This is a genomic window from Pararoseomonas sp. SCSIO 73927 (assembly GCF_037040815.1).
Taxonomy (GTDB): domain Bacteria; phylum Pseudomonadota; class Alphaproteobacteria; order Acetobacterales; family Acetobacteraceae; genus Roseomonas.
Window position 1 is genome coordinate 4,489,941 of sequence record NZ_CP146232.1, and the last position, 22,152, is coordinate 4,512,092.

The 22,152-nt window shown below is 72.5% G+C and carries 23 protein-coding genes; 7 read left to right on the forward strand and 16 right to left on the reverse strand.

The window, feature by feature from the left end; all coding sequences use genetic code 11:
- Positions 1-123: 123 nt before the first annotated feature.
- The gene (locus VQH23_RS21275) at positions 124-702 is read right to left on the reverse strand and encodes a DUF924 family protein (RefSeq protein ID WP_338662670.1); all 579 of its coding nucleotides are present in this window, start codon (positions 700-702) and stop codon (positions 124-126) included.
- A complete protein-coding gene (locus VQH23_RS21280; RefSeq protein WP_338662671.1) occupies positions 699-3,620 on the reverse strand; it encodes an FAD-linked oxidase C-terminal domain-containing protein in 2,922 nt (973 codons plus the stop codon). The genes VQH23_RS21275 and VQH23_RS21280 overlap by 4 nt, the downstream gene beginning before the upstream one ends.
- A 138-nt stretch (positions 3,621-3,758) precedes the next feature.
- Between VQH23_RS21280 and VQH23_RS21285 the strand changes: the two genes are divergently transcribed.
- The gene (locus VQH23_RS21285) at positions 3,759-4,943 is read left to right on the forward strand and encodes an aminotransferase class V-fold PLP-dependent enzyme (protein WP_338662672.1); all 1,185 of its coding nucleotides are present in this window, start codon (positions 3,759-3,761) and stop codon (positions 4,941-4,943) included.
- 341 nt (positions 4,944-5,284) lie between these two features.
- Positions 5,285-6,655 carry a PleD family two-component system response regulator gene (locus tag VQH23_RS21290; protein ID WP_338662673.1) on the forward strand — a complete coding sequence of 457 codons (1,371 nt, stop codon included), beginning with the start codon at positions 5,285-5,287 and terminating at the stop codon, positions 6,653-6,655.
- A gap of 209 nt (positions 6,656-6,864) precedes the next feature.
- Here the strand turns inward: VQH23_RS21290 and VQH23_RS21295 are convergent, their stop codons facing one another.
- The 11 genes from VQH23_RS21295 to VQH23_RS21345 all read right to left on the reverse strand — a co-directional run bounded on the left by VQH23_RS21295 (position 6,865) and on the right by VQH23_RS21345 (position 16,107).
- A complete protein-coding gene (locus VQH23_RS21295; protein ID WP_338662674.1) occupies positions 6,865-7,641 on the reverse strand; it encodes a CHAP domain-containing protein in 777 nt (258 codons plus the stop codon).
- A 339-nt stretch (positions 7,642-7,980) separates the two neighbouring features.
- A complete protein-coding gene (locus tag VQH23_RS21300) occupies positions 7,981-8,331 on the reverse strand; it encodes a RidA family protein (RefSeq protein WP_338662675.1) in 351 nt (116 codons plus the stop codon).
- Between the two features lie 119 nt (positions 8,332-8,450).
- Positions 8,451-9,728: an MFS transporter gene (locus tag VQH23_RS21305; RefSeq protein WP_338662676.1), complete on the reverse strand. Its 1,278-nt coding sequence runs from the start codon at positions 9,726-9,728 to the stop codon at positions 8,451-8,453.
- A gap of 7 nt (positions 9,729-9,735) precedes the next feature.
- Positions 9,736-10,164: a hypothetical protein gene (locus VQH23_RS21310; RefSeq protein ID WP_338662677.1), complete on the reverse strand. Its 429-nt coding sequence runs from the start codon at positions 10,162-10,164 to the stop codon at positions 9,736-9,738.
- Positions 10,161-10,652, reverse strand: coding sequence for a hypothetical protein (locus VQH23_RS21315; RefSeq protein ID WP_338662678.1), 492 nt, complete (start codon positions 10,650-10,652; stop codon positions 10,161-10,163). Before VQH23_RS21315 ends, VQH23_RS21310 begins: the two co-directional genes overlap by 4 nt.
- 46 nt (positions 10,653-10,698) lie before the next feature.
- Complete coding sequence (locus tag VQH23_RS21320; protein ID WP_338662679.1) at positions 10,699-12,321, reverse strand: molybdopterin-binding/glycosyltransferase family 2 protein; 1,623 nt, start codon at positions 12,319-12,321, stop codon at positions 10,699-10,701.
- The gene (locus VQH23_RS21325; RefSeq protein WP_338662680.1) at positions 12,318-13,016 is read right to left on the reverse strand and encodes an XdhC family protein; all 699 of its coding nucleotides are present in this window, start codon (positions 13,014-13,016) and stop codon (positions 12,318-12,320) included. The genes VQH23_RS21320 and VQH23_RS21325 overlap by 4 nt, the downstream gene beginning before the upstream one ends.
- Entirely contained in the window at positions 13,013-13,333 is a 321-nt protein-coding gene (locus tag VQH23_RS21330) for an XdhC family protein (protein WP_338662681.1), read from the reverse strand. Before VQH23_RS21330 ends, VQH23_RS21325 begins: the two co-directional genes overlap by 4 nt.
- Positions 13,330-14,460, reverse strand: coding sequence for a VWA domain-containing protein (locus VQH23_RS21335; protein WP_338662682.1), 1,131 nt, complete (start codon positions 14,458-14,460; stop codon positions 13,330-13,332). The genes VQH23_RS21330 and VQH23_RS21335 overlap by 4 nt, the downstream gene beginning before the upstream one ends.
- Before the next feature lie 35 nt (positions 14,461-14,495).
- On the reverse strand, positions 14,496-15,398 hold the full coding sequence (locus VQH23_RS21340) for a MoxR family ATPase (protein WP_338662683.1): 903 nt from the start codon (positions 15,396-15,398) through the stop codon (positions 14,496-14,498).
- The gene (locus VQH23_RS21345; RefSeq protein ID WP_338662684.1) at positions 15,391-16,107 is read right to left on the reverse strand and encodes a carbon monoxide dehydrogenase subunit G; all 717 of its coding nucleotides are present in this window, start codon (positions 16,105-16,107) and stop codon (positions 15,391-15,393) included. The genes VQH23_RS21340 and VQH23_RS21345 overlap by 8 nt, the downstream gene beginning before the upstream one ends.
- Positions 16,108-16,343: 236 nt before the next feature.
- Here VQH23_RS21345 and prpB point away from each other — a divergent pair, with 236 nt between their 5' ends.
- Genes prpB through VQH23_RS21360 form a run of 3 tightly spaced genes read left to right on the forward strand, consistent with a single transcriptional unit; the run spans position 16,344 to position 18,199 of the window.
- The gene (gene prpB, locus VQH23_RS21350) at positions 16,344-17,282 is read left to right on the forward strand and encodes a methylisocitrate lyase (RefSeq protein ID WP_338662685.1); all 939 of its coding nucleotides are present in this window, start codon (positions 16,344-16,346) and stop codon (positions 17,280-17,282) included.
- 2 nt (positions 17,283-17,284) lie between these two features.
- Complete coding sequence (locus tag VQH23_RS21355; protein ID WP_338662686.1) at positions 17,285-17,755, forward strand: DUF192 domain-containing protein; 471 nt, start codon at positions 17,285-17,287, stop codon at positions 17,753-17,755.
- Positions 17,756-17,779: 24 nt separating this feature from the next.
- On the forward strand, positions 17,780-18,199 hold the full coding sequence (locus tag VQH23_RS21360) for an SRPBCC family protein (RefSeq protein ID WP_338662687.1): 420 nt from the start codon (positions 17,780-17,782) through the stop codon (positions 18,197-18,199).
- Between the two features lie 3 nt (positions 18,200-18,202).
- Here VQH23_RS21360 and VQH23_RS21365 read toward each other — a convergent pair whose 3' ends face one another.
- Together VQH23_RS21365 and VQH23_RS21370 are read right to left on the reverse strand one after the other, a co-directional pair.
- Positions 18,203-19,171: an MBL fold metallo-hydrolase gene (locus VQH23_RS21365; RefSeq protein WP_338662688.1), complete on the reverse strand. Its 969-nt coding sequence runs from the start codon at positions 19,169-19,171 to the stop codon at positions 18,203-18,205.
- The gene (locus tag VQH23_RS21370) at positions 19,171-20,022 is read right to left on the reverse strand and encodes an ATP-binding protein (RefSeq protein ID WP_338662689.1); all 852 of its coding nucleotides are present in this window, start codon (positions 20,020-20,022) and stop codon (positions 19,171-19,173) included. Before VQH23_RS21370 ends, VQH23_RS21365 begins: the two co-directional genes overlap by 1 nt.
- A 104-nt stretch (positions 20,023-20,126) precedes the next feature.
- Here VQH23_RS21370 and yajC point away from each other — a divergent pair, with 104 nt between their 5' ends.
- Positions 20,127-20,471, forward strand: a complete 345-nt coding sequence (yajC, locus tag VQH23_RS21375; protein WP_338662690.1) for a preprotein translocase subunit YajC — start codon at positions 20,127-20,129, stop codon at positions 20,469-20,471.
- A gap of 89 nt (positions 20,472-20,560) precedes the next feature.
- On the opposite strand, the gene VQH23_RS21380 is transcribed toward yajC, so the two are convergent.
- Positions 20,561-21,196, reverse strand: coding sequence for a superoxide dismutase (locus VQH23_RS21380; RefSeq protein WP_338662691.1), 636 nt, complete (start codon positions 21,194-21,196; stop codon positions 20,561-20,563).
- Positions 21,197-21,338: 142 nt separating this feature from the next.
- Between VQH23_RS21380 and VQH23_RS21385 the strand changes: the two genes are divergently transcribed.
- On the forward strand, positions 21,339-22,121 hold the full coding sequence (locus VQH23_RS21385; RefSeq protein ID WP_338662692.1) for a squalene/phytoene synthase family protein: 783 nt from the start codon (positions 21,339-21,341) through the stop codon (positions 22,119-22,121).
- The last annotated feature ends 31 nt before the right edge of the window (positions 22,122-22,152 follow it).

A 22,152-nucleotide genomic window follows, 5' to 3' on the forward strand; every position in this document is an offset into this window, starting at 1 on the left:
TGACGCCGCGGGAGCGCCGCTTCGTTCCCGCATGATGCATTGCGGTACGCTCCCCTTCATCCCCCGCAGTGCAGCATCGATCACCTTGTTGCCGGCACGCCACAGAATCCGCCCGCGGAGGCCCTAAAAACCGCCCCCGGAGGCCAGGAACTCGAGCTCGGACGGGCTGCTTTCACGGCCCAGAACGGCGTTGCGGTGCGGAAAGCGGCCGAATCGGAGAACGACGTCGCGGTGACGCCAGGCGTAATCGATGACCCCGCCGGGCGCTGCGGCCCGAGGGTCGTCGCGCAGCCCCTCGAAGAGCGCGACGGAGACGTCCTGGTCCGCCATCGCCTCCGAGTGCTCGAAGGGAAGGTAGAGGAAGATCCGCTGCATCACCGGCAGCGCGCGGTCATGTCTCCGAACCAGCACCGCCTCGCGCGCCGCCTCTCGCGCGAGCGGGTCGGCCGCGAAGGCCTGTGGGGATCCGCGGTGCAGGTTGCGCGGCAGCTGGTCCAGCAGCAGGAGGAGCGCGACCGCGCCCTCGGCCGTCTCCACCAGCCCCGCGTGGCCGCCCGCCGCGGCCTCGGCCGCGGCCGCGCCGAACCTGTCCCGCAGGGTGGCGTCGAAGGCTGTGTCCGGCCGGAACCAGGCCTCCCGGAACAGGTCGGGCTCGCCGCCGAACCAGAACTCCAGCAGGTCCGCCCGCACCGAATCGCTCACCCGTCCGCCTCCAGCGCCATGTCCAGGACCCGCGCGCTATGCAGGGCGGTGCGCCCCGTCAACTCGGCGATCTGGTGGCGGCAGGAGGTGCCGTCCGCCACGATCAGCTCCTCCGCCCCTGCCGCCCGCACCGCGGGCGCAAGGGAGAGCTCGCCCATTGCCTTCGAGACCTCCACCCGCCGGGAGTCGTAGCCGAAGGCACCGGCCATGCCGCAGCAGGAGGAGGTGATCGGCCGCACCTCCAGCCCGGGGACCGACCGCAGCGCCATCACCGCAGCGGGGAAGGCGCCGAAGGACTTCTGGTGGCAGTGGCCGTGGATATGGGCCGCCGGCGCCACGGCCTTCAGCGGCAGCGCCGCCTTCTCCCGCACCAGGAACTCCGAGAGCAGCACCGCCCGCCCCGCCAGCCGGTCCGTCGCCTCGCCGGGCAGGAGGGAGCGGAACTCGTCGCGCAGGGTGAGAAGACAGGAGGGCTCCAGCCCGACGACCGGCAGGTCGGAAGCGGAGAGGGCCTCCATCGTCCGCCGCGCCTCGGCCCGCGCCTCCTCCACCATGCCGGCGGCGAGGTAGGTGCGGCCGCAGCAGAGCGGGCGCGCCCCGTCCGCCGCGCGCGGTGCCACGGCGCGGTAGCCGGCCGCCGCCAGCACGCGCCGGGCAGCGTGCAGGTTCTCCGGCTCGAAGTAGCGGTTGAAGGTGTCCCCGAACAGAACCACGTCGCCGCGCGGTGCCGGCGCCCCGGCCTCGCCCTCGCGGAACGGATCGCGTGCGAAGCGGGGCAGCTCGCGGTCCCGCGCGAAGCCGAGCGTCTTCTCCCCGATCGTCCGCGCCCCCGGCACCCATTCCCGCGCATTGGCCAGCCAGGGCGCGCGCGAGGCCAGCGGTGCCCAGCGGGGGAGGGAGGCGATCAGCCGATCCTTCGCGGAGACGCCGTGCTTTTGCGCGCGGGCGTGCTGTGCCTCGATCTTCATCTTCGCCATGTCCACGCCGGTCGGGCATTCCCGCTTGCACGCCTTGCAGGAAACGCAGAGGGACATGGCCTCCGCCACCTCGTCGGACGCCAGGGCATCCGGCCCGAGCTGGCCGGTCAGCGCCAGGCGCAGGGTGTTGGCGCGGCCGCGGGTCAGGTCCCGCTCGTTCCGCGTGGCGCGGAAGGAAGGGCACATGACGTTGGCGTCGAACTTCCGGCAGGTGCCGTTGTTGTTGCACATCTCGACAGCGCCGAGGAAACCGCCCTGCGGCCCCGGCCAGGCCGACCAGTCCAGTACCGGCTGAACGCCCGTATCTGCTGCATAATCAGGCTTGTATCGGAAGAGGCTGCGATCATCCATCGACGGCGGCCGCACCACCCGGCCGGGGTTCATCATCCCCGCCGGATCGAAGGCGTCCTTCACTGCCTCGAAGGCGCGGACGATGCGCGGCCCGTACATCTCCTCGTGGAACTCGGAGCGGACGATGCCGTCGCCGTGCTCGCCGGAATGGCTGCCCTTGTACTCCCGCACCAGCGCGAAGCACTCCTCGGCGATCTGCCGCATCCGGCGCACGTCGCCGCCATCCTTCATGTTCAGCACGGGGCGGACATGCAGGCAGCCCACGCTGGCATGGGCGTACCAGGTGCCCTTGGTGCCGTGACGCTCAAAGACCTCGTTCAGCCGCTCGGTGTAGTCGGCCAGGTCCTCCAGCGGCACCGCCGTGTCCTCGATGAAGGAGACCGGCTTACCGTCCCCCTTCATGGACATCATGATGTTCAGCCCGGCCTCGCGCACCTCCGCCACGGCGGCCTGGAAGCCGGCGTCGATGCACTCCACCACCGCGCCGGGATAGCCGAGATCGGCCATCATCTCGTCCAGCCGCCTCAGGTCCCGCGCAAGGACCGCGTCCTCATGCCCATGGAATTCCACGATCAGCAGGCTGTCCGGCTCGCCCTTGACCATCCGGTCGATGGTGGGCCGGTAGATGTCGATAGACCGGCCGAGGTCGATCATCGTCCGGTCCACCAGCTCCACCGCCTCCGGGTCGAGGGTGACGAGGTGCTGGGAGGCCGCCATCGCCGCGCGGAAGGTCGGGAACTGACAGATGCCGAGAGCCTTCCGCGGCTTGAGCGGCGAGAGCTTCAGTTCCAGCCCGGCGGAGAAGGCGAGGGTGCCCTCGCTGCCGACGAGGATGCGGGCGAGGTTGCCGCGGCCGTTCGCGCGGGCCTCCGGAGTTAGGGATTCAAGGGCGTAGCCGCCGACCTTGCGAAGCACCTTCGGGAAGCGCGCGGCGATCTCCGCCGCCTCCGCCGCGCCCAGGGCGCGCAGGCGGGTGACCAGTTCCGCCACGCTTCCCGGCACGCCCTCGCCGAGGTTGTCCGGCAGTGCCCCGAAGGTGAAGCGCTCGCCACCCGGCAGGATGGCGTCGATGGCCGTCACGTTGTCCGCCATCAGCCCGTAGCGGATCGACTTGGAGCCGCAGGAGTTGTTCGCCGCCATCCCGCCGATCGTGCAGCGCGCCCAGGTGGAGGGGTCCACGGGGAAGAACAGCCCGTCCTTCTTCAGCGCGTCGTTCAGCGCGCCGAGGGCGATCCCCGGCTGCACCGTGGCCCGCATCGCCGCCGCGTCCACCGCCGTGACCTTCCGCAGGTGCTTGCTGCAGTCCAGCACCAGCGCCCGGTTCACCGTCTGCCCGCACTGGCTCGTGCCGCCGCCGCGCGGCAGTACCGGCACGCCCTCCTCCCGGCAGATCGCCATGGCGGCGGCCACATCCTCCACGGTACGTGGAATCAGGACACCGATCGGTTCCACCTGGTAGATGCTGGCATCCGTCGCGTAGCGGCCCCGGTCCCCGGCCCCGAACAGCACTTCCCCCTCCGTTTCCCGCTTCAGGCGGGCGGACAGCCGGCTGTCGCCGGGGGTGATGCGGGACCGGGTGATGGCGTTCATGCGGGCGTCTCCTCCGGGCAAACTAGCCGCGCCGGAAGGGCGCGTCGCATCCATAATGCTCATCAATCGAACCTGCCGAACTCATTGGCGCCGCGCGGGGCAGGGGGCTAGACCCGCGGGCAGAGCGGAGGGCGCCCCATGGCCTATTTCACGAGCCGGACCGAGAACGGCCGGCACTTCCTTCAGATCCCCGGCCCGAGCAATGTGCCGGACCGCGTGCTGCGGGCGCTCGACAACCCCACCATGGACCATCGCGGCCCGGATTTCGGGGTCCTCGGCGGGCGCATCCTGGAGAAGCTGAAGCCCGTTTTTGGCACGACGCAGCCGGTGATCGTGTACCCGGCCTCCGGCACCGGCGCCTGGGAAGCGGCGCTGGTGAACACCCTCTCCCCCGGCGACACGGTGCTGATGTGCGAGACGGGCTGGTTCGCCCATCTCTGGCGGGAGCTGGCGGAGCGACTGGGCCTGCGCCCCCGGCTGCTGGAGACGGACTGGCGCCGGGCCGCCGACGTGCCGGCGATCGAGGCCGCCCTGCGCGCCGACAAGGCCCACGAGATCAAGGCCGTCTGCGTGGTCCACAACGAGACGAGCACGGGCTGCACCTCCCGCATCGACGAGGTGCGCCGGGCCATGGACGCGGCCGGCCACCCGGCGCTGCTGCTGGTGGACACCATCTCCTCCCTCGGCTCGGTCGAGTACCGGCACGATGAGTGGGGCGTGGATGTCACCATCTCCGGCAGTCAGAAGGGGCTGATGCTGCCCCCCGGCATCTCCTTCAACGCCGTCTCCGCGAAGGCCCTGGAGGCAGCGGAGACGGCCCGGCTTCCGCGCGCCTACTGGGACTGGAAGCCGATGCTGGCCTCCAACGCCACGGGCTACTTCCCCTATACCCCGGCCACCAACATGCTCTACGCGCTGGACACCGCGCTGGACCTGCTGATGAACGAGGGGCTGGCGAACGTCTTCGCCCGGCACGAGCGCCACGCCGAAGCCACCCGCCGCGCCGTGCGGGCCTGGGGGCTGGAGGTCCAGTGCGAGGATCCCCGCCACTTCTCCCCCGTGCTCACCGCCGTGCGCCTGCCGGAAGGGCATTCCGCCAACGCGCTGCGCGCCGCGATCCTGGAGCGCTTCGACATGTCCCTCGGCAACGGGCTGGGGCGGTTGAACGACCGGGTCTTCCGCATCGGCCATCTCGGCGCGCTGAACGACCTGTCCCTCCTCGGCACGCTCGGCGGGGTGGAAATGGGGCTGCGCGTCGCCGGGGTGCCGCACGGGGAGGGCGGGGTGAAGGCGGCCATGGACCTCCTCTCCGGCAACGCCTGATCGGTGTCCCGCCGCCCCGGACAACCTTTCCGGCGCCCGGAGGTTCTCCGGGAAAGGGCTGAGGAGGGGCGGCGTGCTCCTGGCGAGCATCCCGGGTTGCACGGAGCGTGGCAAGGATGTCGCCCCTCCCGTTTATTGGCCGGGGTGCCTTGCGCGGTCGGGCGGGCGCGGACAGGGTAGCGGGTCAGTGGGCCGGAATGACGGGAGTCGTCAGGACATCGATGGCTGCCAACCCAACCTCTGGTCCTTGCAGCAGTGAGTTGTAGCTTGTTCTTGACCGCGTTTCAGAGGACGGCCCCGGCCGGCACAAGGGATGCCGGCCCGAAGGATTCGGGCCGGTCATGACCGCGCGCGTCCTCGTCGTTGACGATATCGCGGCCAACCTGAAGCTCCTCGAGGCGCGCCTCAACGCCGAGTACTACGAGGTGTCCCTGGCGAGCTCCGGTGCGGAGGCGCTGCGCCTCGCCCAGTCCTGGGGACCCGACGTCATCCTGCTGGACGTGATGATGCCCGGCATGGACGGCTACGAGGTCTGCCGTCTTCTGAAGGCCTCCCCCGCCACCGCCCATATCCCCGTGGTGATGATTACCGCCCTGGTGGACCAGACGGAGCGGGTGAGGGGGCTGGAGGCCGGGGCGGACGACTTCCTCTCCAAGCCCGTGGACCACGCGACCCTCTTCGCGCGCCTGCGCGCCCTGCTGCGGACGAAGCAGGTGCTGGATGCCTTCCGCCTGCGCGCCGAGACAGCACGGGACCTGGGCTTCGAGCCGATGCCCGACCCGTCGCGCAGCGTCGCTGGCTCCCGCGCCCTGCTCGCGACCGAGGATGATTCCGAGGCCATCGCCCTTTCCTCCATCCTGGCGCAGGACGGGGTGGTGGTGACGCGGGCGGCCGACGTGAACATCGCCTGGGACCGGCTGCTGCACGAGGATTTCGACCTCGCCGTGCTCAGCCTCTGGCTGGATGACGGGGAGGGGCTTCGCCTCGCCTCCCGCATGCGCGCCCAGTCCTCCATGAGGGAGGTGCCCGTGCTGCTGGTGGCGGATGCCGACCAGCGGAACCAGGTGCTGCGCGGCTTCGACCTCGGCGCCAACGACCACGTGCTGCGCCCGGTGGACGCCAACGAGCTGCGCGCCCGCGCCCGCAACCAGATCCGCCGCAAGCGCTACCAGGAGCGGCTGCGCGCCGACCTGCAGCGCAGCCTGGAGATGGCGGTGACGGACAGCCTGACGGGGCTGCGAAACCGCCGCTACGTCGTTCGCCACTTGGAGGGCCTGCTGCGCGCCGGCGGCGCCACCCTGCTGCTGATCGACGTGGATCGCTTCAAGTCCGTGAACGACACCTATGGCCACGCGGTCGGCGACGTGGTGCTGAAGGAGGTCGCGGAGCGCCTCCGCCTGCACGTGCGGGCCGTGGACGTGGTGGCCCGCTTCGGCGGGGAGGAGTTCGTGGTGGCCATGGCGCCCCAGCCCGCCGAGGACGCGAGCCTGGTGGCGGAGCGCCTCCGCACCGCCGTCTGCGAGACCCCCGTGGCGGCCGGCGACCGGGCGCTCGGGGTCAGCATCAGCATCGGCGTCGCCGTCGGCATCCCCGACTGCAATGTGGACGAGCTGGCGGCCGCCGCCGACGTGGCTCTCTACCGCGCCAAGGCGAATGGCCGGAACCGCGTCGAGATCGCCGAGGACGAGGACTGGCCGCGGCGCGAGGGTTGATCCCGGCCTGCCGCCCCGGCCCAGGGAGGCCCCGGGTGGGATGATTCCGCCCCCGCCCGGCCGCACGCTGTTCCGACGCACTCTGAACTTGGCCGGCGCTGGCGCATCGCCATCTCCGGGCCCGCATCTCTCCGGACCGGAACGGCGGAAGGGGGCGCCGGACCTGCGCCCGGCACCCCCCTCATCATGTGTCAGCCGCGAAAGCCGCCTCAGCGGCTGCCTTCGACCCCGAGCCCGCCGACCGAGGTGTTGATGAAGCGCAGATGGGAGCTGGGGGCAGGCGCCTCCGCCACTTCCTGCAGGCCCTGGCCGTTCCGCACCATGATCGGCCCGCGGGAGGCCGGTGCGCCCTCCGGGCGGTTGAAGATGAAGCCGTAGGTCGGATAGGTGCGGCCGTAGCTGCCGGAGTCGTGCCCGACCTGCACCCGCACCGCCGTCCAGTCATTCGCGTCGGAGACGTCCACGACGGAGATGTTGCGGGTCACGGTGCCCTTGCGGATGCCGGGCCCCTCCCAGTTCGCGTGGTGGATGGTGATCTCGCGCGCGCTCACCTGCCGCTCCACCACCGCGACGTGGCCGGAGCGCATGCCGCCGGAGGACCGGAAGACGAGGACCGAACCGGCCTCCGGGCGCTGCCCGCGGGCGTAGCTGCCGGCGGCGTTGTTCCACCAGGTGCCGCCATTGCCGCTGACGGCCATGCCGGTGACCATGCGGGCATAGGGCACGCAGGAGATGAAGCCGCCGGAAGCGGCGTAGGCGCGCGGGGCCTCGCTGCGGCCGCCCTGGCGGGAGGCGGCCTTCGCGCCGGTGGCGCGGACGTGGCGGGCCACCACGGCGCGGCTCGCTTGGGGCGCGGCGGTGCGGGCGGAGGCGTGCTTGGCGCCGCCCCGCTGCGGGGCAGAAGCCTCTGCGGTGGAGCTCAGCGCCGGGGCGAGCATCATCCCGCAAACCGCGATCATCGCCGCGGCCGTGCTTCTTGCCTGCATGTGGACCCCCAAGATCAAACTTTGTCCCCCGGGCCGTGGATCCGGCCCCGCCGTGACGGCGTCGTCACGGAGGTGTTACCCGTCGACATGAAACCGGGACAACAGCGCTCGAAGTTTCGAGGCGCAACGAGGCGTGATTCGCCCATCGGGGATCGGTCAAGGAAATGCGATCGGGACGTCTTTCCTACAAAATCCGCTCTCTGCAAGGCAAGCCACAGTGTTGCGGCCCAGTCGACACAGGAAAGAGGCTGAGGAGGCGGCTGTGGGCGGCGGGTCCAGGAAGGCCGACACGGGTGGATGGCGGAGGTGCCGAGGGATGCCCGGCCCTCCGCCGGGGTCTCAGCGGCAGGCCGTGACCATGATCTCGACGAGGTGGCGGGGGTCCGCCATGTTGGCCTCGACGCAGGCGCGAACGGGGGCGCCGCCCTGCGGCAGCCAATTCACCCAAAGCTTGTTCAGCGCGTCGCGGTCGCGAATGTCCTTCAGCCAGACCTGAGCCTGAAGAAGGCGGGTCTTGTCCGTGCCGTGCTCCTCCAGCGCGGCGTCGATCTTGGCGAGGATCTGCTCAGTCTGCCCCGACACGTCCTGGGACAGGTCGTCGGCCGTCACGCCGGCGACGTAGACGAAGCCGTGGTACTCCACCGTGTTGGACAGGACGGGGTTGCCGCCCTTGCGGATGATCGCGCTCATAGGGTTCCTCTCGGCCGGAATGGCCTGGGCGTTCTAGGGCGGGACGGGGCAGGGCGAAAGCGAGGCGTCCGCATACGGCCGGGCGCGCCGGCCCCCATCCTTAATCTCAGCCCCACCCCTCAACTCTTCGCCCCTGGCCCTCCCTCCGGCCTTTCCAGGGCGGCGGACATGCGCCGCATCCGCGACAGCCCCCAGGCGAACACCGCGAGCGCGAGCAGGACGGCGGCGAAGGTGGGCAGCCGCAGTCCGAAGGCCTCCCCGGCGGTGCCGAGAGCGAGCGCGCCGAGCGCCGGGCAGGCGCGGGAGATCAGGGCCCAGAGCGACATGACCCGCCCCCGCATCGAGGGGGAGGCGGCCGTCTGCGCCAGGACCTGCACGGAGATCCCATGGGCCGAGGCGCTGGCGCCGATCGCCGCCCCGCAGAGAAGGGCGAAGGGGAACCACCCCGTCGCGACGAAGAGCCCGGTTGCGACCGCCTGCGCCAGGATGGCGAGCACCGCGATCCGCGTGGTGCCGGCCAGGCGCCCGCGCGAGGCGACGGTGAGCCCCGCCACGAGCGCGCCGACCGCGAAGGAAGCGGTGAGCATCGCCAGCGATTCGGCACCCCGCCCGAAGAGCCGCTCCACGTAGGGCGGCAGGATCTCCTGCACGCCCCGCAGCAGGACGGAGGAGAGGGCGGAGAAGGCGACGATCGGCCCGAGGCCGGGGTGCCGCGCCGCGTAGCGGAACCCTTCCAGCGTCTCGGCAACCAAGGAACTCGTGGCCGGGTGCCCGCGCCGCTGCTCCGCGTCCACCCGCAGCCAGGGCATTGAGATGGTGGCGAAGCCGTGCCCGAGGAAATTGCAGAAGATCGCCGGGGCCACGCCCCAGGCCGCGATGACGAAGCCCGCGATCCCCGGCCCGACGAAGCGGGCCACGTTGAAGAGAAGGCTGTTCGCGGCCACCGCCGCCGGCAGGTCTTCCCGCCGCACCAGCGCGGGGATGAGAGTCTGGCGGGCGGGCTGGGAGAAGCAGGCCGCGGTGCCGCTCACCATCTCCAGCGCGAAGAGCAGGCCGATGGAGATGTGGCCGGTGGCCGCGAGGGCGGCGACGGCCAGCGCCTCCAGCGCGATCACCCCCTGGGAGATCATGGTCAGGCGGACCCGGTCCACCCGGTCCGCGAGCGCCCCTGCGACGGGGCTGACGAGCACGGCCGGGGCGAGGTCCGCGAAGGCGATCAGCCCGACCCAGGCGGCGCTGCGGGTGAGTTCCCAGGCCAGCCAGGCCACGCCGATCCGGTGCATCCAAAGCCCGGTCCAGGCCCCGAGGCTCGCCCCGAAGAAGATCCGCGCGTTGCGGCTGGCGAGCGCCCGCCCCAGCGGGCCGGCGACGAGGCGGGCGATCGGGGCGGGGGGCAAGGGCGCCTCAGCGCCGCGTCGGGGCTCCGGGCGCGGGGGCAGGCGCCGTGGCGGCGGCCGGGCGCGCCGTGGCGGCGGGCGTGCTGCCGCCCCGCACGCACTCCGCGGCCATCCGGTCGCGGTCATAGACCTGGGCGAACTGGTCCGAGATCACCTGCGGCCCGAGATGGGAGGTGGTGCCGATGCGCGCGTTGTAGTCGTCCTGCCGCATGAGCTGGCCACGGTCGCGGTAGCGGACCACCCGCTCGGCATCCGCCAGGCAGGCCGCGGCGCGGTCGGAGCGGGCAGCCTCGGCCCCGGCATTCGGCACGCCGGCGCGCTGCGCCACGGGCGCGGTAGGGGCCTGGGCACAGGCGGCAAGGCCCAGGGGCGCGGCCACCAGCAGAACCCGGAGGAAGGGCGTGCCCGGGCGCGTCGTCGGGGACAGATGCTTCATGCGGTCAGCGCTCCGGCAGCACTCGGGGAAGGGCGATGGGGCAGGCGGGGCCGCGCGAGACGGCGCCGAAGACCCTCTTCATCGAAGCGGGCGGCGCCGTCCAGGGGCTGCGTGGCCGCGGCGCGCAGAAGTTCGGGGTGCAGCACCGTCCCCTCGCGCCCGATATCGAAGTGACCGCGCAGCCAGGACACGCGGCCCATCACCTCCAGAAGCGCGAGGAGGCGGAGCAGGGTCGCCATCCCCTCCGCGTGGTCCAGCCCGATGCGGCGGTCCAGCGCCTCCGCCCAGCAGCAGGCGTCGCGGTCCTCCAGCAGCAGGTCCAGCGCGGGCGCGTCCCGCGCGGCGCTGCGGAAGCGGAAGGCGCGGGGCGGTCCCTCCAGGGCGGCGGTCGCGGCGTCCCGCGCCGCGTCCCAGGCGCGCAGCAGAGCGCGGGGCGCGATGGCGGGCGTCGCCTCGGGGGTGAAGGGTATGGCGTAGGCGGTCGGCACCCGGAACAGATGGGGTGCGCCCGCCGGAAGGTCAGGGCTTGACGGGTCAGAGCCCCTTCAGCGTGTCCGCCGTGTCGAAGTCCCGCAGCACGCCGTCATCGGACACCTCCACGTTGACGAGGCGGTCGGCGTGCCGTCCCGTCAGGTGCCGGGCGCCGACATCCCCGCTGATGCCGAGGATTTCCGGAAAGAACTCCCGCGCCCAGAGCACGGGGTTGCCCTGCTTGCCCCGGAAGGTCGGCTGGACGATGGCGCGGCCCTCCTCCGGGTCGAAGGCGGCGAGAAGCCGGTCCAGCACGGCCGGCGAGACGAGGGGCATGTCCCCCAGCAGCACCAGCACCCCCTCCACCTCGGGCGGCAGGGCGGCGATCCCGGCCTTGAGGGAGGCGGAGATGCCCTCCGCGTAACTCTCGGCGTGGGAGATCAGCACGGGGCGGCCGGCGAGCGCCTCCTCCACCCGCTCGTGCTCGTGCCCGGTGACGACGAGGACGGGGCGGGCCCTGCTGGCCAGCGCGTTCTCCACCACCCTCGCCACCATCGGCCGGCCTTCCCGGTCCGCCACCATGAGCTTGTTCAGCGGCGCCATCCGGCGGGACCGCCCGGCGGCCAGCACCAGGGCAGCGACTCGCCGCGGGCGGCGCGGCGCCTTCGCGGGCTCCCCGCGCGGGGCGTCGCCGCGGGGCAGGGGGCGCGTCTCGATCTCCTTCAGCAGCCCGCCTACCCCCATTTTCATGAGAGACTTCGGAGCGACCGGGACGCCCGCGAAGAGGCGCTCCAGCACCCAGTCGAAGCCGTTCACCTTCGGGCTGCGCGCGCAGCCCGGCAGCACCATCGCCGGCACCTCCCCGATCCGCCCGAGGCAGAGGAGGTTCCCGGGGTCCACCGGCATCCCGAAATGCTCGATCGTGCCGCCCGCGCGCAGGATCGCGGCCGGAGCCACATCCCGCCGGTCCACCACGGCGGAGGCGCCCAGCACCAGCAGCATCTCCGCCCCGGCCTTCCGCAGCCGGGCCAGGGCCTCGGCGATGGAGCCCGTCTCGTGCGCGCAGCGCTCCGGCGGCAGCAGCGTGCCGGCCAGGGCCTCGATCCGGGTGCGGGTGGCCTCGATACCGTTCTCGAGCACCGCCTCCTTCATCCCCGGCAGCTCGCTGCTGACAAGGCCGACCTTCAGCGGGCGGAAGGGGTGAACGGAGAGGGCGGCGCCGCCGCGCAGCATGGCCTCCGCCACGTGCAGCGCGTCGCCCGGCACGGCGAAGGGGATCACCTTCACCGTCGCCAGCATGTCCTTGGGCTGCACCACGGTGAAGTCGGGCAGGGTGGCGAGGGTGAGGCTCTCGTCCAGCGCGTTCAGCCGGTCCACCAGCGCCGCGTCCACCCGCAGCAGGCCGGCGGTCTCGGCCGTCAGGTTCACGCGGCCGGTGGCGGCGCGGGTGCGGGCGATGAGGGGACGCAGCATGGCGCCGGCCATGCGGTCCGCCGCCTCGTCCTCCGGCACGTCGCCGGACTCCAGCCGCGCGGCCACAACCTCCGCGTGGCCGGCGTCGCGCAGCGCCTTCAGGGCCTCCGCCTCCAGCACCGTGCCCTTCTTCAGGACACGGCCGGGAAGGCGCAGGGTGTGGGCGAGGACGGCGCCGCGCGCCTCGTCCAGCGGGGTGGGGCCAAAGATCATCCGGGCAGCCTGACCGAGAGCTTGCCGCGCCGGGCGGCGACGACCTGCGCGACAATGGAGAGGGCAATCTCCGGCGCCGTCACGGCGCCGATGTCCAGCCCGACCGGCGCGTGGATGCGGCCGATGGCCTTCGCCCCGTGCCCCGCTTCCTCAAGCCGGGCCACCCGCTTGGCGTGGGTGCGGCGGCTGCCGAGGGCGCCGATGTAGAAGGCCTCCGACCTCAGCGCCACGTCGAGGGCCGGGTCGTCCAGCTTGGGATCGTGGGTCAGGGTGACGATCGCCGTCCGGCTGTCCGGCCGCAGCGCCTCCAGCGCCTCGTCCGGCCACTCCGTCACCAGCTCCGCGCCCTGCGCGAAGCGCTCCTCCGTCGCGAAGGCGCGGCGCGGATCGACGATGATCACGGCAAAGCCGGCAGCCGCCGCCATGGGCACCAGCGCCTGGGCCACGTGCACCGCGCCGACGACGATCATCCGCGGCGGCGGGGTCTGGGGCTGGATGAACCAGGTCTCCTCCCCGACCGTCACCGGCCCGGCCCTGTCGTCGCGGAGAGCGGCCGATGCCGCCTCGGCCAGGGCAGGGGGCAGTGCCTCGTCCGGGTGCAGGTGCTGCGCACCGTCCGGCATCCGCGTCAGCAGGGCCACAGGGCGCCGGGCGGCGCGCGCCGCCTGCAGGGCATCGAGGGTGGCGGGGGTCACGCCAGGGGTTCCACGAAGACCTTCAGCTTGCCGCCGCAGGCCAGGCCGACTTCCCAGGCGCGCTCGTCCGTGATGCCGAAATCCAGCAGCTGCGGCGTGCCGGACTTCATGACCCCCTGCGCCACCTCGGCCACCGCGCCCTCGATGCAGCCGCCGGAGACGGAGCCCGCCAGCCGCCCGCTTCCCGTCACCGCCAGCCGAGATCCGGCGGGCCGGGGGGAGGAGCCCCAGGTCTCCACCACCGTGGCCAGGGCCACGCTCTCCCCCTCCGCGCGCCAAGCGCGGGCGGTCTCCAGGATGTCCTCGGTACCGCTCATCGTGGCCTCCTGTCGCTGCGCCCCGTGTCGCTGGACCCGGCACCGGAGAGGGTGGCGACCAGGGCCCGCAGGCTGTTCAGGTTATGCACCTGGCGATGCTCGTCCACATGGGGGAGGAGGGCACGTATGCCCGCCGCGCGGGGCTGGAACCCGGCGTAGCGGAGAAGAGGGTTCAGCCAGATCAGCCGCCGGCAGGAATGGCGCAGCCGTTCCGCCGCCTCGGGAAGCCCCTCGGCCCCGCCCCGGTCCAGCCCGTCCGTGATCAGCAGCACCACCGCGCCCTGCCCGAGCACGCGCCGGCCCCAGAGGCGGTTAAAGCGGTCCAGCGCCTCCCCGATCCGGGTGCCACCCGACCAGTCCGGCAGGATGTGGGACACGGCCTGGAAGGCCACCTCCGGATCGCGGTGCCGGAGCGCCCGGGTGACATTCGTCAGGCGCGTGCCGAAGACGAAGCTGTGGACGCGGGCCCGGTCATTCTCCACGGCGTGCATGAAATGCAGCAGGATCTGCGCGTAGCGGGCCATGCTTCCCGAGACGTCGCAAAGGAGAACAAGCGGTGGCGGGCGGGTAATGCGGCGGCGCCGCTCGATCCGCACCACCTCGCCGCCCAGGCGCATGGAGGCGCGGATGGTGCCGCGCAGGTCGGCGCGGGGACCGCTCGGATCGGGGCGGAAGCGGCGGGTCGGGCGCTCGGCCAGTGGCAGGACCAAGCGGCGGATTTCCCGCTTCGCCTCGGCCAGCTCTTCGGCTGACATTGCTTCGAAATCAAGGCGGTTCAGCTGTTCCCTCTCAGAGACGGTGAGGGCGGCGTCCTCTCGTCGGTCCGCCTCTCCGGCCCGGGCGGGCGGGCCAGCGCCGGGCATGGCCTCGGCGGCGCGGCGGGCGGCGGCCGGCAGGGCCTCCGGCGCTTCGTCATCTGGGCCGGGCGGGCGGACCGGAGTGTCGGGGTTGCGCCAGAAGAGGTCGAAGGCCGCGTCGAACACCTCGAAGCCGTCGCGGCGGTGGACCATGGTCGCGCGTAGGGCCGCGCGGAAGGCGGCGCGGTCGGAGAGCGGGACGTGGGAAAGGGCTTCGGCGGCGGTGAGGGTTTCCGCCGGCCCGACGGGCAGCCCGGCCCGGCGCAGCACGCGCCCGAAGGCGAGGAGGTTGGGGGCCAGGGCGCTCAGGGCGCCGCCTCCCGCGCCTCCTCCACGCGGCGGGCGAGCTCGGCCCCGCGCAGGCGCGCGATGTCGTCCTGGTACTTCAACAGCACGCCGAGGGTGGCCTCCGCCGCCGCCGGTTCCAGATCCCGCCGGTCCAGTGCGGTCAGGGCACGGGCCCAGTCCACCGTCTCCGCCACGCCGGGCGGCTTGAAGAAGGCGTCGCCGTCGCGCAGCGCCTGCGCGAAGGCAACCACCTGGGCGGAGAGCGCGGCCGGGACCTCCGGCGCGCGGCGGGCGAGGATGGCCCGCTCCCGCGCCGCGTCCGGGTAGTCCACCCAGTGGTAGAGGCAGCGGCGGCGGATGGCGTCGTGCACCTCCCGCGTGCGGTTGGAGGTGATGACGACCACGGGCGGGGTCTCCGCCCGGATGGTGCCGAGTTCCGGCACCGTGATCTGGAAATCCGCCAGCACCTCCAGCAGGAAGGCCTCAAAAGGCTCGTCCGCGCGGTCCAGCTCGTCGATCAGCAGCAGAGCGGGGCTGCCCTCGAGGGCCTGAAGGAGCGGGCGCGGCTCCAGGAAGCGCCGGTCGTAGAGGCCGTTCTCCAGCGCCGCCCGGTCGGCCTCGCCCCCGGCCTCGGAGAGGCGGATGGCCATGAGCTGGCGGGCGTGGTTCCACTCATAGGCGGCGGAGGCGAGGTCCATGCCGTCGTGGCACTGCAGCCGCACCAGCCGGCGCGGAAGCTGCGCCGCCAGGACCTTCGCGATCTCCGTCTTGCCCGTCCCGGGCTCGCCCTCCAGCAGCAGGGGCCGGCCCATGGCCAGCGCCAGGTGGACGGTGGTGGCGAGGGCGCGGTCGGCGACGTAGCCGCCCGATTCCAGCAGCGCCTGGGTCGCCTCGACGTCCCTCGGCGGGAAGTCAGCCAATGACGAAGAGCAGCCCGAGCACGACGACGAACACCGCGCCGCCGAGCCAGAGGTTGATCGGCAGGCCGAAGGGCTCGCGCGGGATGGCGGCCAGCATGGCGGCAAGGTTTCCGGTCGCGGCAGCGGGGCGCAGAGCGGCCACGGCGGTCTGACGCGGCTCGATCGGCTGCCCCGTGCTGGCCACGGACGGCCCGGTGGTCGGCACCATGTCCGGCGCGGCGTGCGCGGCGGTGGCGGGTCCGGCCGCGGAGGCCTGGGCCGTCTCAGCGGCGCCGACCTGGGCGGCGAAGCGGTCGAAGAACTGGTCCGCCATCTGCCGGGCGGTGCTGTCCACCAGCCGGGCGCCGAGCTGGGCCATCTTGCCGCCGACCTGGGCCTTCACGTTGTAGTTGAGGGTGGTGGTCGTCGGCCCCTCGGCCACCAGCGCCACGTCCGCGCCGCCGCGCGCGAAGCCCATGGCGCCGCCCTGGCCCTCGCCGGTGATGGTGTAGCCCTCCGGCGGATTGACGTTGGTTAGCGTGACCTTGCCGGCGAACTTCGCGGACATGGGGCCGATCCGCACCGCCACCTTGGCCGCGAAGCTGTCCGGCCCCGTCCGCTCCACCGACTCGCAGCCGGGGATGCTGGCCTGGAGCACGGCGGGGTCGTTCAACGCCTCCCAGACGCGCTCGCGCGGCGCCTCGATGCGGCGGCTCCCCGTCATGTCCATGCGCGTCTCTCCGGCGATGTTCTGTCCTGCGGCGCAAGCTAGGGGAGGGGAGGTGTGGTGGGAAGGGGCGCCCCGTTCGGCGGGCCCGGTTCGGCCGCGGCCCGGGCCGCCCCCTGGGCCGCACCCCTGGCCGCTTCGGAAGGGCCGGTGTAGCCTGATCTGAAGTGAAGACGCCGGCCGTTCCGGCGCCCCGACGGGGCCGCACCTGCCCCGCGCCACGCCCGGGAGGTTCCCCAATGCCCTACGTGATCGGCGACGACCTGCCGGATGCCCCGGCCGGCCAGCGCTTCCGCGCGCTGCTGGACCGCCCGGGGATCCTGCGCATGCCGGGGGCGCACACCGGCCTCGCGGCGCTGCTGGCCAAGCGGGCGGGCTTCGAGGCGCTCTACGTCTCCGGCGCGGCCATGTCGGCGAATATGGGGCTGCCCGACCTTGGCATGATCACGGTCGAGGACGTGTGCTGGCACGTCCGCCAGGTCTCCCGCGCCTCCTCCCTCCCCGCCCTGGTGGACGGCGACACGGGCTACGGCGAGGCGCTGAACGTGATGAACATGGTCCGCTCCTTCGAGGATGCCGGCGCGGCCGCCGTGCAGCTGGAGGACCAGCTGCTGCCGAAGAAGTGCGGCCACCTGAACGACAAGAAGCTGGCCGACCCGCACGACTTCGCGGCGAAGATCGCGGCCGCCCGGCGGGCCCGGAAGCACCTGTTCATCATCGCCCGCACGGACGCGGCGGCAAGCGAGGGCATGGACGGGGCGGTGGGCCGCGCGAAGCTCTTCATGGAGGCCGGGGCCGACGCGATCTTCCCCGAGGCGCTGAACACCGCCGAGATGTTCCGCGAGTTCGCCCGCCGCATGCCCGGGGTGAAGCTGCTGGCGAACATGACGGAGTTCGGCCGCACCCCCTTCTTCACGGACAAGGAGTTCGAGGAGATGGGCTATGCGATGGTGATCTGGCCCGTCTCCCACCTCCGGGTGGCGAACCGGGCCATGGAGGAACTCTACGCCGCCATCGGCCGGGACGGCGGCACCCAGGGCATGGTGGACCGGATGCAGACCCGGGCGCAGCTCTACGAGACGATTGGCTATCACGCCTACGAGGCGCTGGATTCCACCCTCGTGAGGACCGTCATCCCGGAGGGGATGCCGCAGCGCCGGGCCGGCGGGGCGCAGTGAGGATGTACCGCCGCCTGTTCCTCGGCCTTCTGGCAGCGCTGCCCGCCGGGGCGGCCCTGGCGCAGGAGGGACCGCAGCCGAAGCTGCCGACCGAGCCGCTGGCGATCGTGACGCGCGACGGCCGCCGCCACGCCTTCCAGGTGGAGATGGCGCTGGAGCCGGAGCAGCAGACGATCGGGCTGATGTTCCGCCCCGAGGTCGCCCCGAACGAGGGCATGCTCTTCGACTGGGGCCAGCCCCGCGAGAGCAGCATGTGGATGCGCAACACCATCACCTCGCTCGACATGCTGTTCATTACGGCAAACGGCACGGTGCTGCGGATTGCGGAGCGCACGGTGCCCCGCAGTCTCGCGAGCATCAGCTCCAACGGCCCGGTCCGGGCCACGCTGGAGCTGGCGGCCGGCACGGCGGAGCGGCTGGGCATCCGCGTGGGCGACAGGGTGGAGCAGCGAATCTTCGGGAATGCGCGTTAACCTCCTCCCAACCGGAGGTTGATAATGGCCGTCGATCCCACCACCGAGGGTTTGTTCGTCCAGCGGCGCTTCGGCGCGGCGCCGGAGCGTCTCTTCGAGGCATGGACAGATCCAGAGGTGGCGGCGCGCTGGCTGTTCACCGGCCTGGTGGGGGATGTCGAGGAGCTGGCGATGGATGCCCGCCCGGGCGGCGTCTTCCGCCTGCGCGGCGCCCGGCACGAGGGCTACGGCGAGTTCATCGAAGTGGATCCGCCGCGCCGGATCGTCCTGGCCTTCGGCGTCCCCGCCCTGCGCTCCGGCCTGGACCGCTTCGTCGTGGAGATCGCGCCCGATCCCGCCGGGAGCCTTCTCTCCCTGACGAAGGAAGGGCTGCCGCCCGACCTGAGCGACGAGACCGAGGGCGACTGGCGCGTCATGTTCGATCGCCTCGCCACGATCCTCTGAACGTCAGCTCCCCAGCGGCAGCATCAGGGTCTGGCCGAAGCGCGGGACGACGAAGTCGCCCGCCGGCAGCCCGGCCGCGGCGCGCGCCTCGGCCAGGGCGCGGGGGGGCTCGTCGATGCCCTCCTGGGTCAGCTTGAAGGTGCCGAAATGCATCGCCACGGCCGTGCGCGTCCGGGTCTCCGCCCGTGCCCGCACCGCCTCCTCCGGGTTCATGTGGACCACGCGCATGAACCAGTTCGGCTCGTAGGCGCCGATGGGGATCAGGCCGATGGCGAAGGGGCCCGCCTCCGCCCCGATCTCCGCGAGGTGCCCGCCATGGGCCGTGTCCCCGGCGAAGAGGATCGCGCCTTCCGTCACGCGGATGGCGAAGCCGCCCCAGAGAGACCGGCCGCGGTCGCCAATGGCACGGGCGGAGAAGTGCCGCGCGGGCAGGTAGGTGACCGTGGCCCGGCCGACCGTGGTCTCCCCCCACCAGTCCAGCTCCTCCGCCTCCGGCAGGCCGTTGCGGGTCAGGATGCGGGAGTTCCCAAGCCCCGTGACGATCCGCGGCGCTTCCAGCGCGCGCAGCGTCGGGACGTCCAGGTGGTCATAGTGGTTGTGGGAGAGGAGCACGGCGTCCAGCGGCGGCAGCGCCTCCAGCCGCAGCCCCGGCGCCCGGGCGCGGCGCGGGCCGAGAAAGGAGAAGGGGCTGCACCGCTCCGACCAGATCGGGTCCGTCAGCAGGGTGGGGCCGCCGTGCAGGCCGATCAGGAAGGTCGCGTGGCCGATGAAGGTGATCGCGGCGTGGCCGGGCGGCGGCTCGGCCGGCGGGTCCTCCGCCGGGTCGTCCAGGTGGCGGGGCCAGGGCGTGCCGCCCCCCTCCCGCATCATCCGCCACACCTCGCGCAGCGAATTGCCCGCCACGCCTCCGTCCGGGTTGAGGAAGCGTCCGTCCGGCCCCTGCCGGGCGCCGTGACGAGCCCCTGGCCGCATCAGGCCTCCACCTTCACGCCGAGTTCCCCGGCCATGTCGAGCGCGAACTGCCAGGCCACGCGGCCGGAGCGGGCGCCGCGCGTGATCGTCCATTCCTTCGCCCGCGCCAGCAGCGCGTCGCGCTCGATCGGCAGGCCGAGCGCGGCGGCATAGCCCTCCACCATGGCGAAGTAGGTGGTCTGGTCGCAGTTGTGGAACCCGATCCAGAGGCCGAAGCGGTCGGAGAGGGAGACCTTCTCCTCCACCGCCTCGCTCGCGTGGATGGCGCGCTGCTGCTCGTTCTCGATCATGTCCCGCGGCATCAGGTGCCGCCGGTTGGAGGTGGCGTAGAAGATGACGTTCGGCGGGCGCCCGGCGATTCCGCCGTCCAGCACGGATTTCAGCGCCTTGTAGTCGGCATCCTCCCGCTCGAAGGAGAGGTCGTCGCAGAACACCAGGGTGCGGCGGGGGCTGTCCCGCAAGATCTCCAGCAGCTCGGGCAGGGTGACGATGTCCTCCCGCGCGATCTCGATCAGCGCCAGGCTTCCGGGGCGTTCCGCGTTCGCCTGGCCATGCGCCGCCTTCACCAGGGACGACTTGCCCATGCCCCGCGCGCCCCAGAGCATGGCGTTGTTGGCCGGCAGGCCGCGGGCGAAGCGCAGCGTGTTCTCCAGCAGCGCCGCCTTCTGCGATTCCACCCCCTGTAGCAGGGCGATATCCACGGCCGCGACCTTCCGGACGGGTGAGAGGCGCGGGCGGGGCCCGGGGTGCCAGATGAAGGCGTCGGCCCCGTCCAGCCGGGGCGGGGCCGGCGGCGGGGGCGCCAGGCGCTCCAGCGCCTCGGCGATGCGGGTGAGAAGGGCGGTGTCCATCGTCGTTTCCCGGTGGCCGGCCCGCCCGCGCTTGACGCGGGGGGGTGGACGGCTAGTTTCCGCCCCTCTTCGCACCCCAAGATACCGGACGGAAGCCCAGCCCCATGTTCATTTCCCCGGCTTACGCCCAGGACGCGGCCGCCGGCGGCGCGACTGCCATGATCATGCAGTTCGCCCCGCTCATCCTCATCTTCATCGTCTTCTACTTCATCCTCATCCGCCCCCAGCAGAAGAAGATGAAGGAGCACCGGGACATGCTCGGCCAGCTCAAGCGCGGGGACCGCGTGGTGACGGGCGGCGGGATGGTGGCCACGATCACGCGGGTGAAGGAGGGGTCTGACGAGATCGAGGCCGAGATTGCCCCGAACGTCCGCGTGACGATCGTCCGCACCACGATCGGCAGCGTGATCCGCCCGACGGCCGCGAACGACGCCGCCGCCAAGGCCTGAGCCGCGCGGCCCGATGGGGCCACGACCGGATACGCGAAGGGCGCCGTGGGTTTCCCCACGGCGCCCTTCCTCGTTTCAGCGCCCTTGGATCAGGCGGACTGGCCGGACTGCATGCCCTTGCCCATGAGCGAGGCCACGAACTCCCAGTTCACCAGCTTGTCCAGGAAGTTGGAGAGGTAGTCCGGGCGGCGGTTGCGGAAGTCCAGGTAGTAAGAGTGCTCCCACACATCCACGCCGAGGAGCGGGGTGCCCTCGCCGGTGGAGATCGGGTTGGCGCCGTTCGGGGTCTTGGTGATCTTCAGCTTGCCGGAGGTGTCCTCGATCAGCCAGGCCCAGCCGGAGCCGAACTGCCCCACGCCGGCGGCCTTGAAGTCGTCCTTGAACTTCTGCAGCCCGCCGAAGTCGCTCTCGATCCGGGTCTTCAGCGCGTCCGGGATCTTGTCGTCGCCGCCGTTGGGGGACATCACCTGCCAGAACAGCAGGTGGTTCCAGTGCTGGCCGGCCTGGTTCAGCACGGGCAGGGAGTCGGCGCCGCCCTTGCCGGCCTCGGCCACGATCTGCTCCAGGGTCTTGCCGGCAAGGCCTTTGCTCTCCACCAGCCCGTTCAGCGCGGTGACATAGGCCTGGTGGTGCTTGCCGTGGTGCAGCTCCAGCGTCTCCTGCTGCATGCCGCGGGCGGCGAGGGCGTTCACGTCATAGGGCAGGGGGGGCAGGCTGAAAGCCATGGGGCATCTCCTTGCTTTGAATCGGGGCCGCTGATTCGGCGCGCAATGTCGCCCCGATGGGTCCTTCGGCCAAGGGCGGGCCGGCTCAATCCAACGCGAGAGCCGCTGGACAGCGGGGCGGGCGCGGGCCAAGGGGCGCGGCATGGCCGAGACGCCCGCCCCGACATCCCTCGCCGAGTTCGCGCGCCGGCACGACCCGGACCGCTTCCTCTGCGCCCTTTTCGCGCCCGCCGCGTCGCGGGAGGCGATCTTCACCCTCATCGCCCTGAACCACGAGCTCGCCCGGGCGCGGGAGGCGGCGCGGGAGCCGATGATGGTGCTGATCCGCCTGCAATGGTGGCGGGACGCGGTGGAGGAGGCGGCGTCCGGCAACCCCGCACGCCGCCACGAGGTGGCCGGGCCGCTGGCGGATGCCCTCCGGGCCGGTGCGCTGGCCCCGGAGCCCCTGCTGGCGATGATCGACGCGCGCGAGGCCGATGAGACGGGCGAGGAGGCCACCCCGCTGTTGGAGAGGTTGCGCGGCACCGCCGGGGCCATGGCCGCCGAGACCGGCCGGCTGCTCGGTGCCACTGACGGTACCATGGAGGGGCTTCGGCTGATCGGAACGGCCTACGGGCTCGGCGGCACGCTGCGCAGCCTCTCGGCCCTCGTCGCGCAGGGGCGGGACCCGCTGCCGGAATTTGCCGACCCGGTCGAGGCGGGGCGCGCCCTGGCGAGGGAGGGGCTGTCGATCCTGGAGGCGGGCCGGAAGGCCGTTGCGGGCCTGCCGGGGCGGGCCGTGGCCGCCGCGCTGCCGGCGGTGCTGGCGGGGCGCGACCTGCGGCGGGTCCTCTCCCCCAGCTGGCAGCCCGGCGCCCCGGCCGCGCCGCGCGGGCTGGGGGACCGGGTCGCCGTGGCCTGGGCCGGTTGGACAGGGCGGATCTGACGCACTCCTGATGACGCCGCCCGGCGCACGG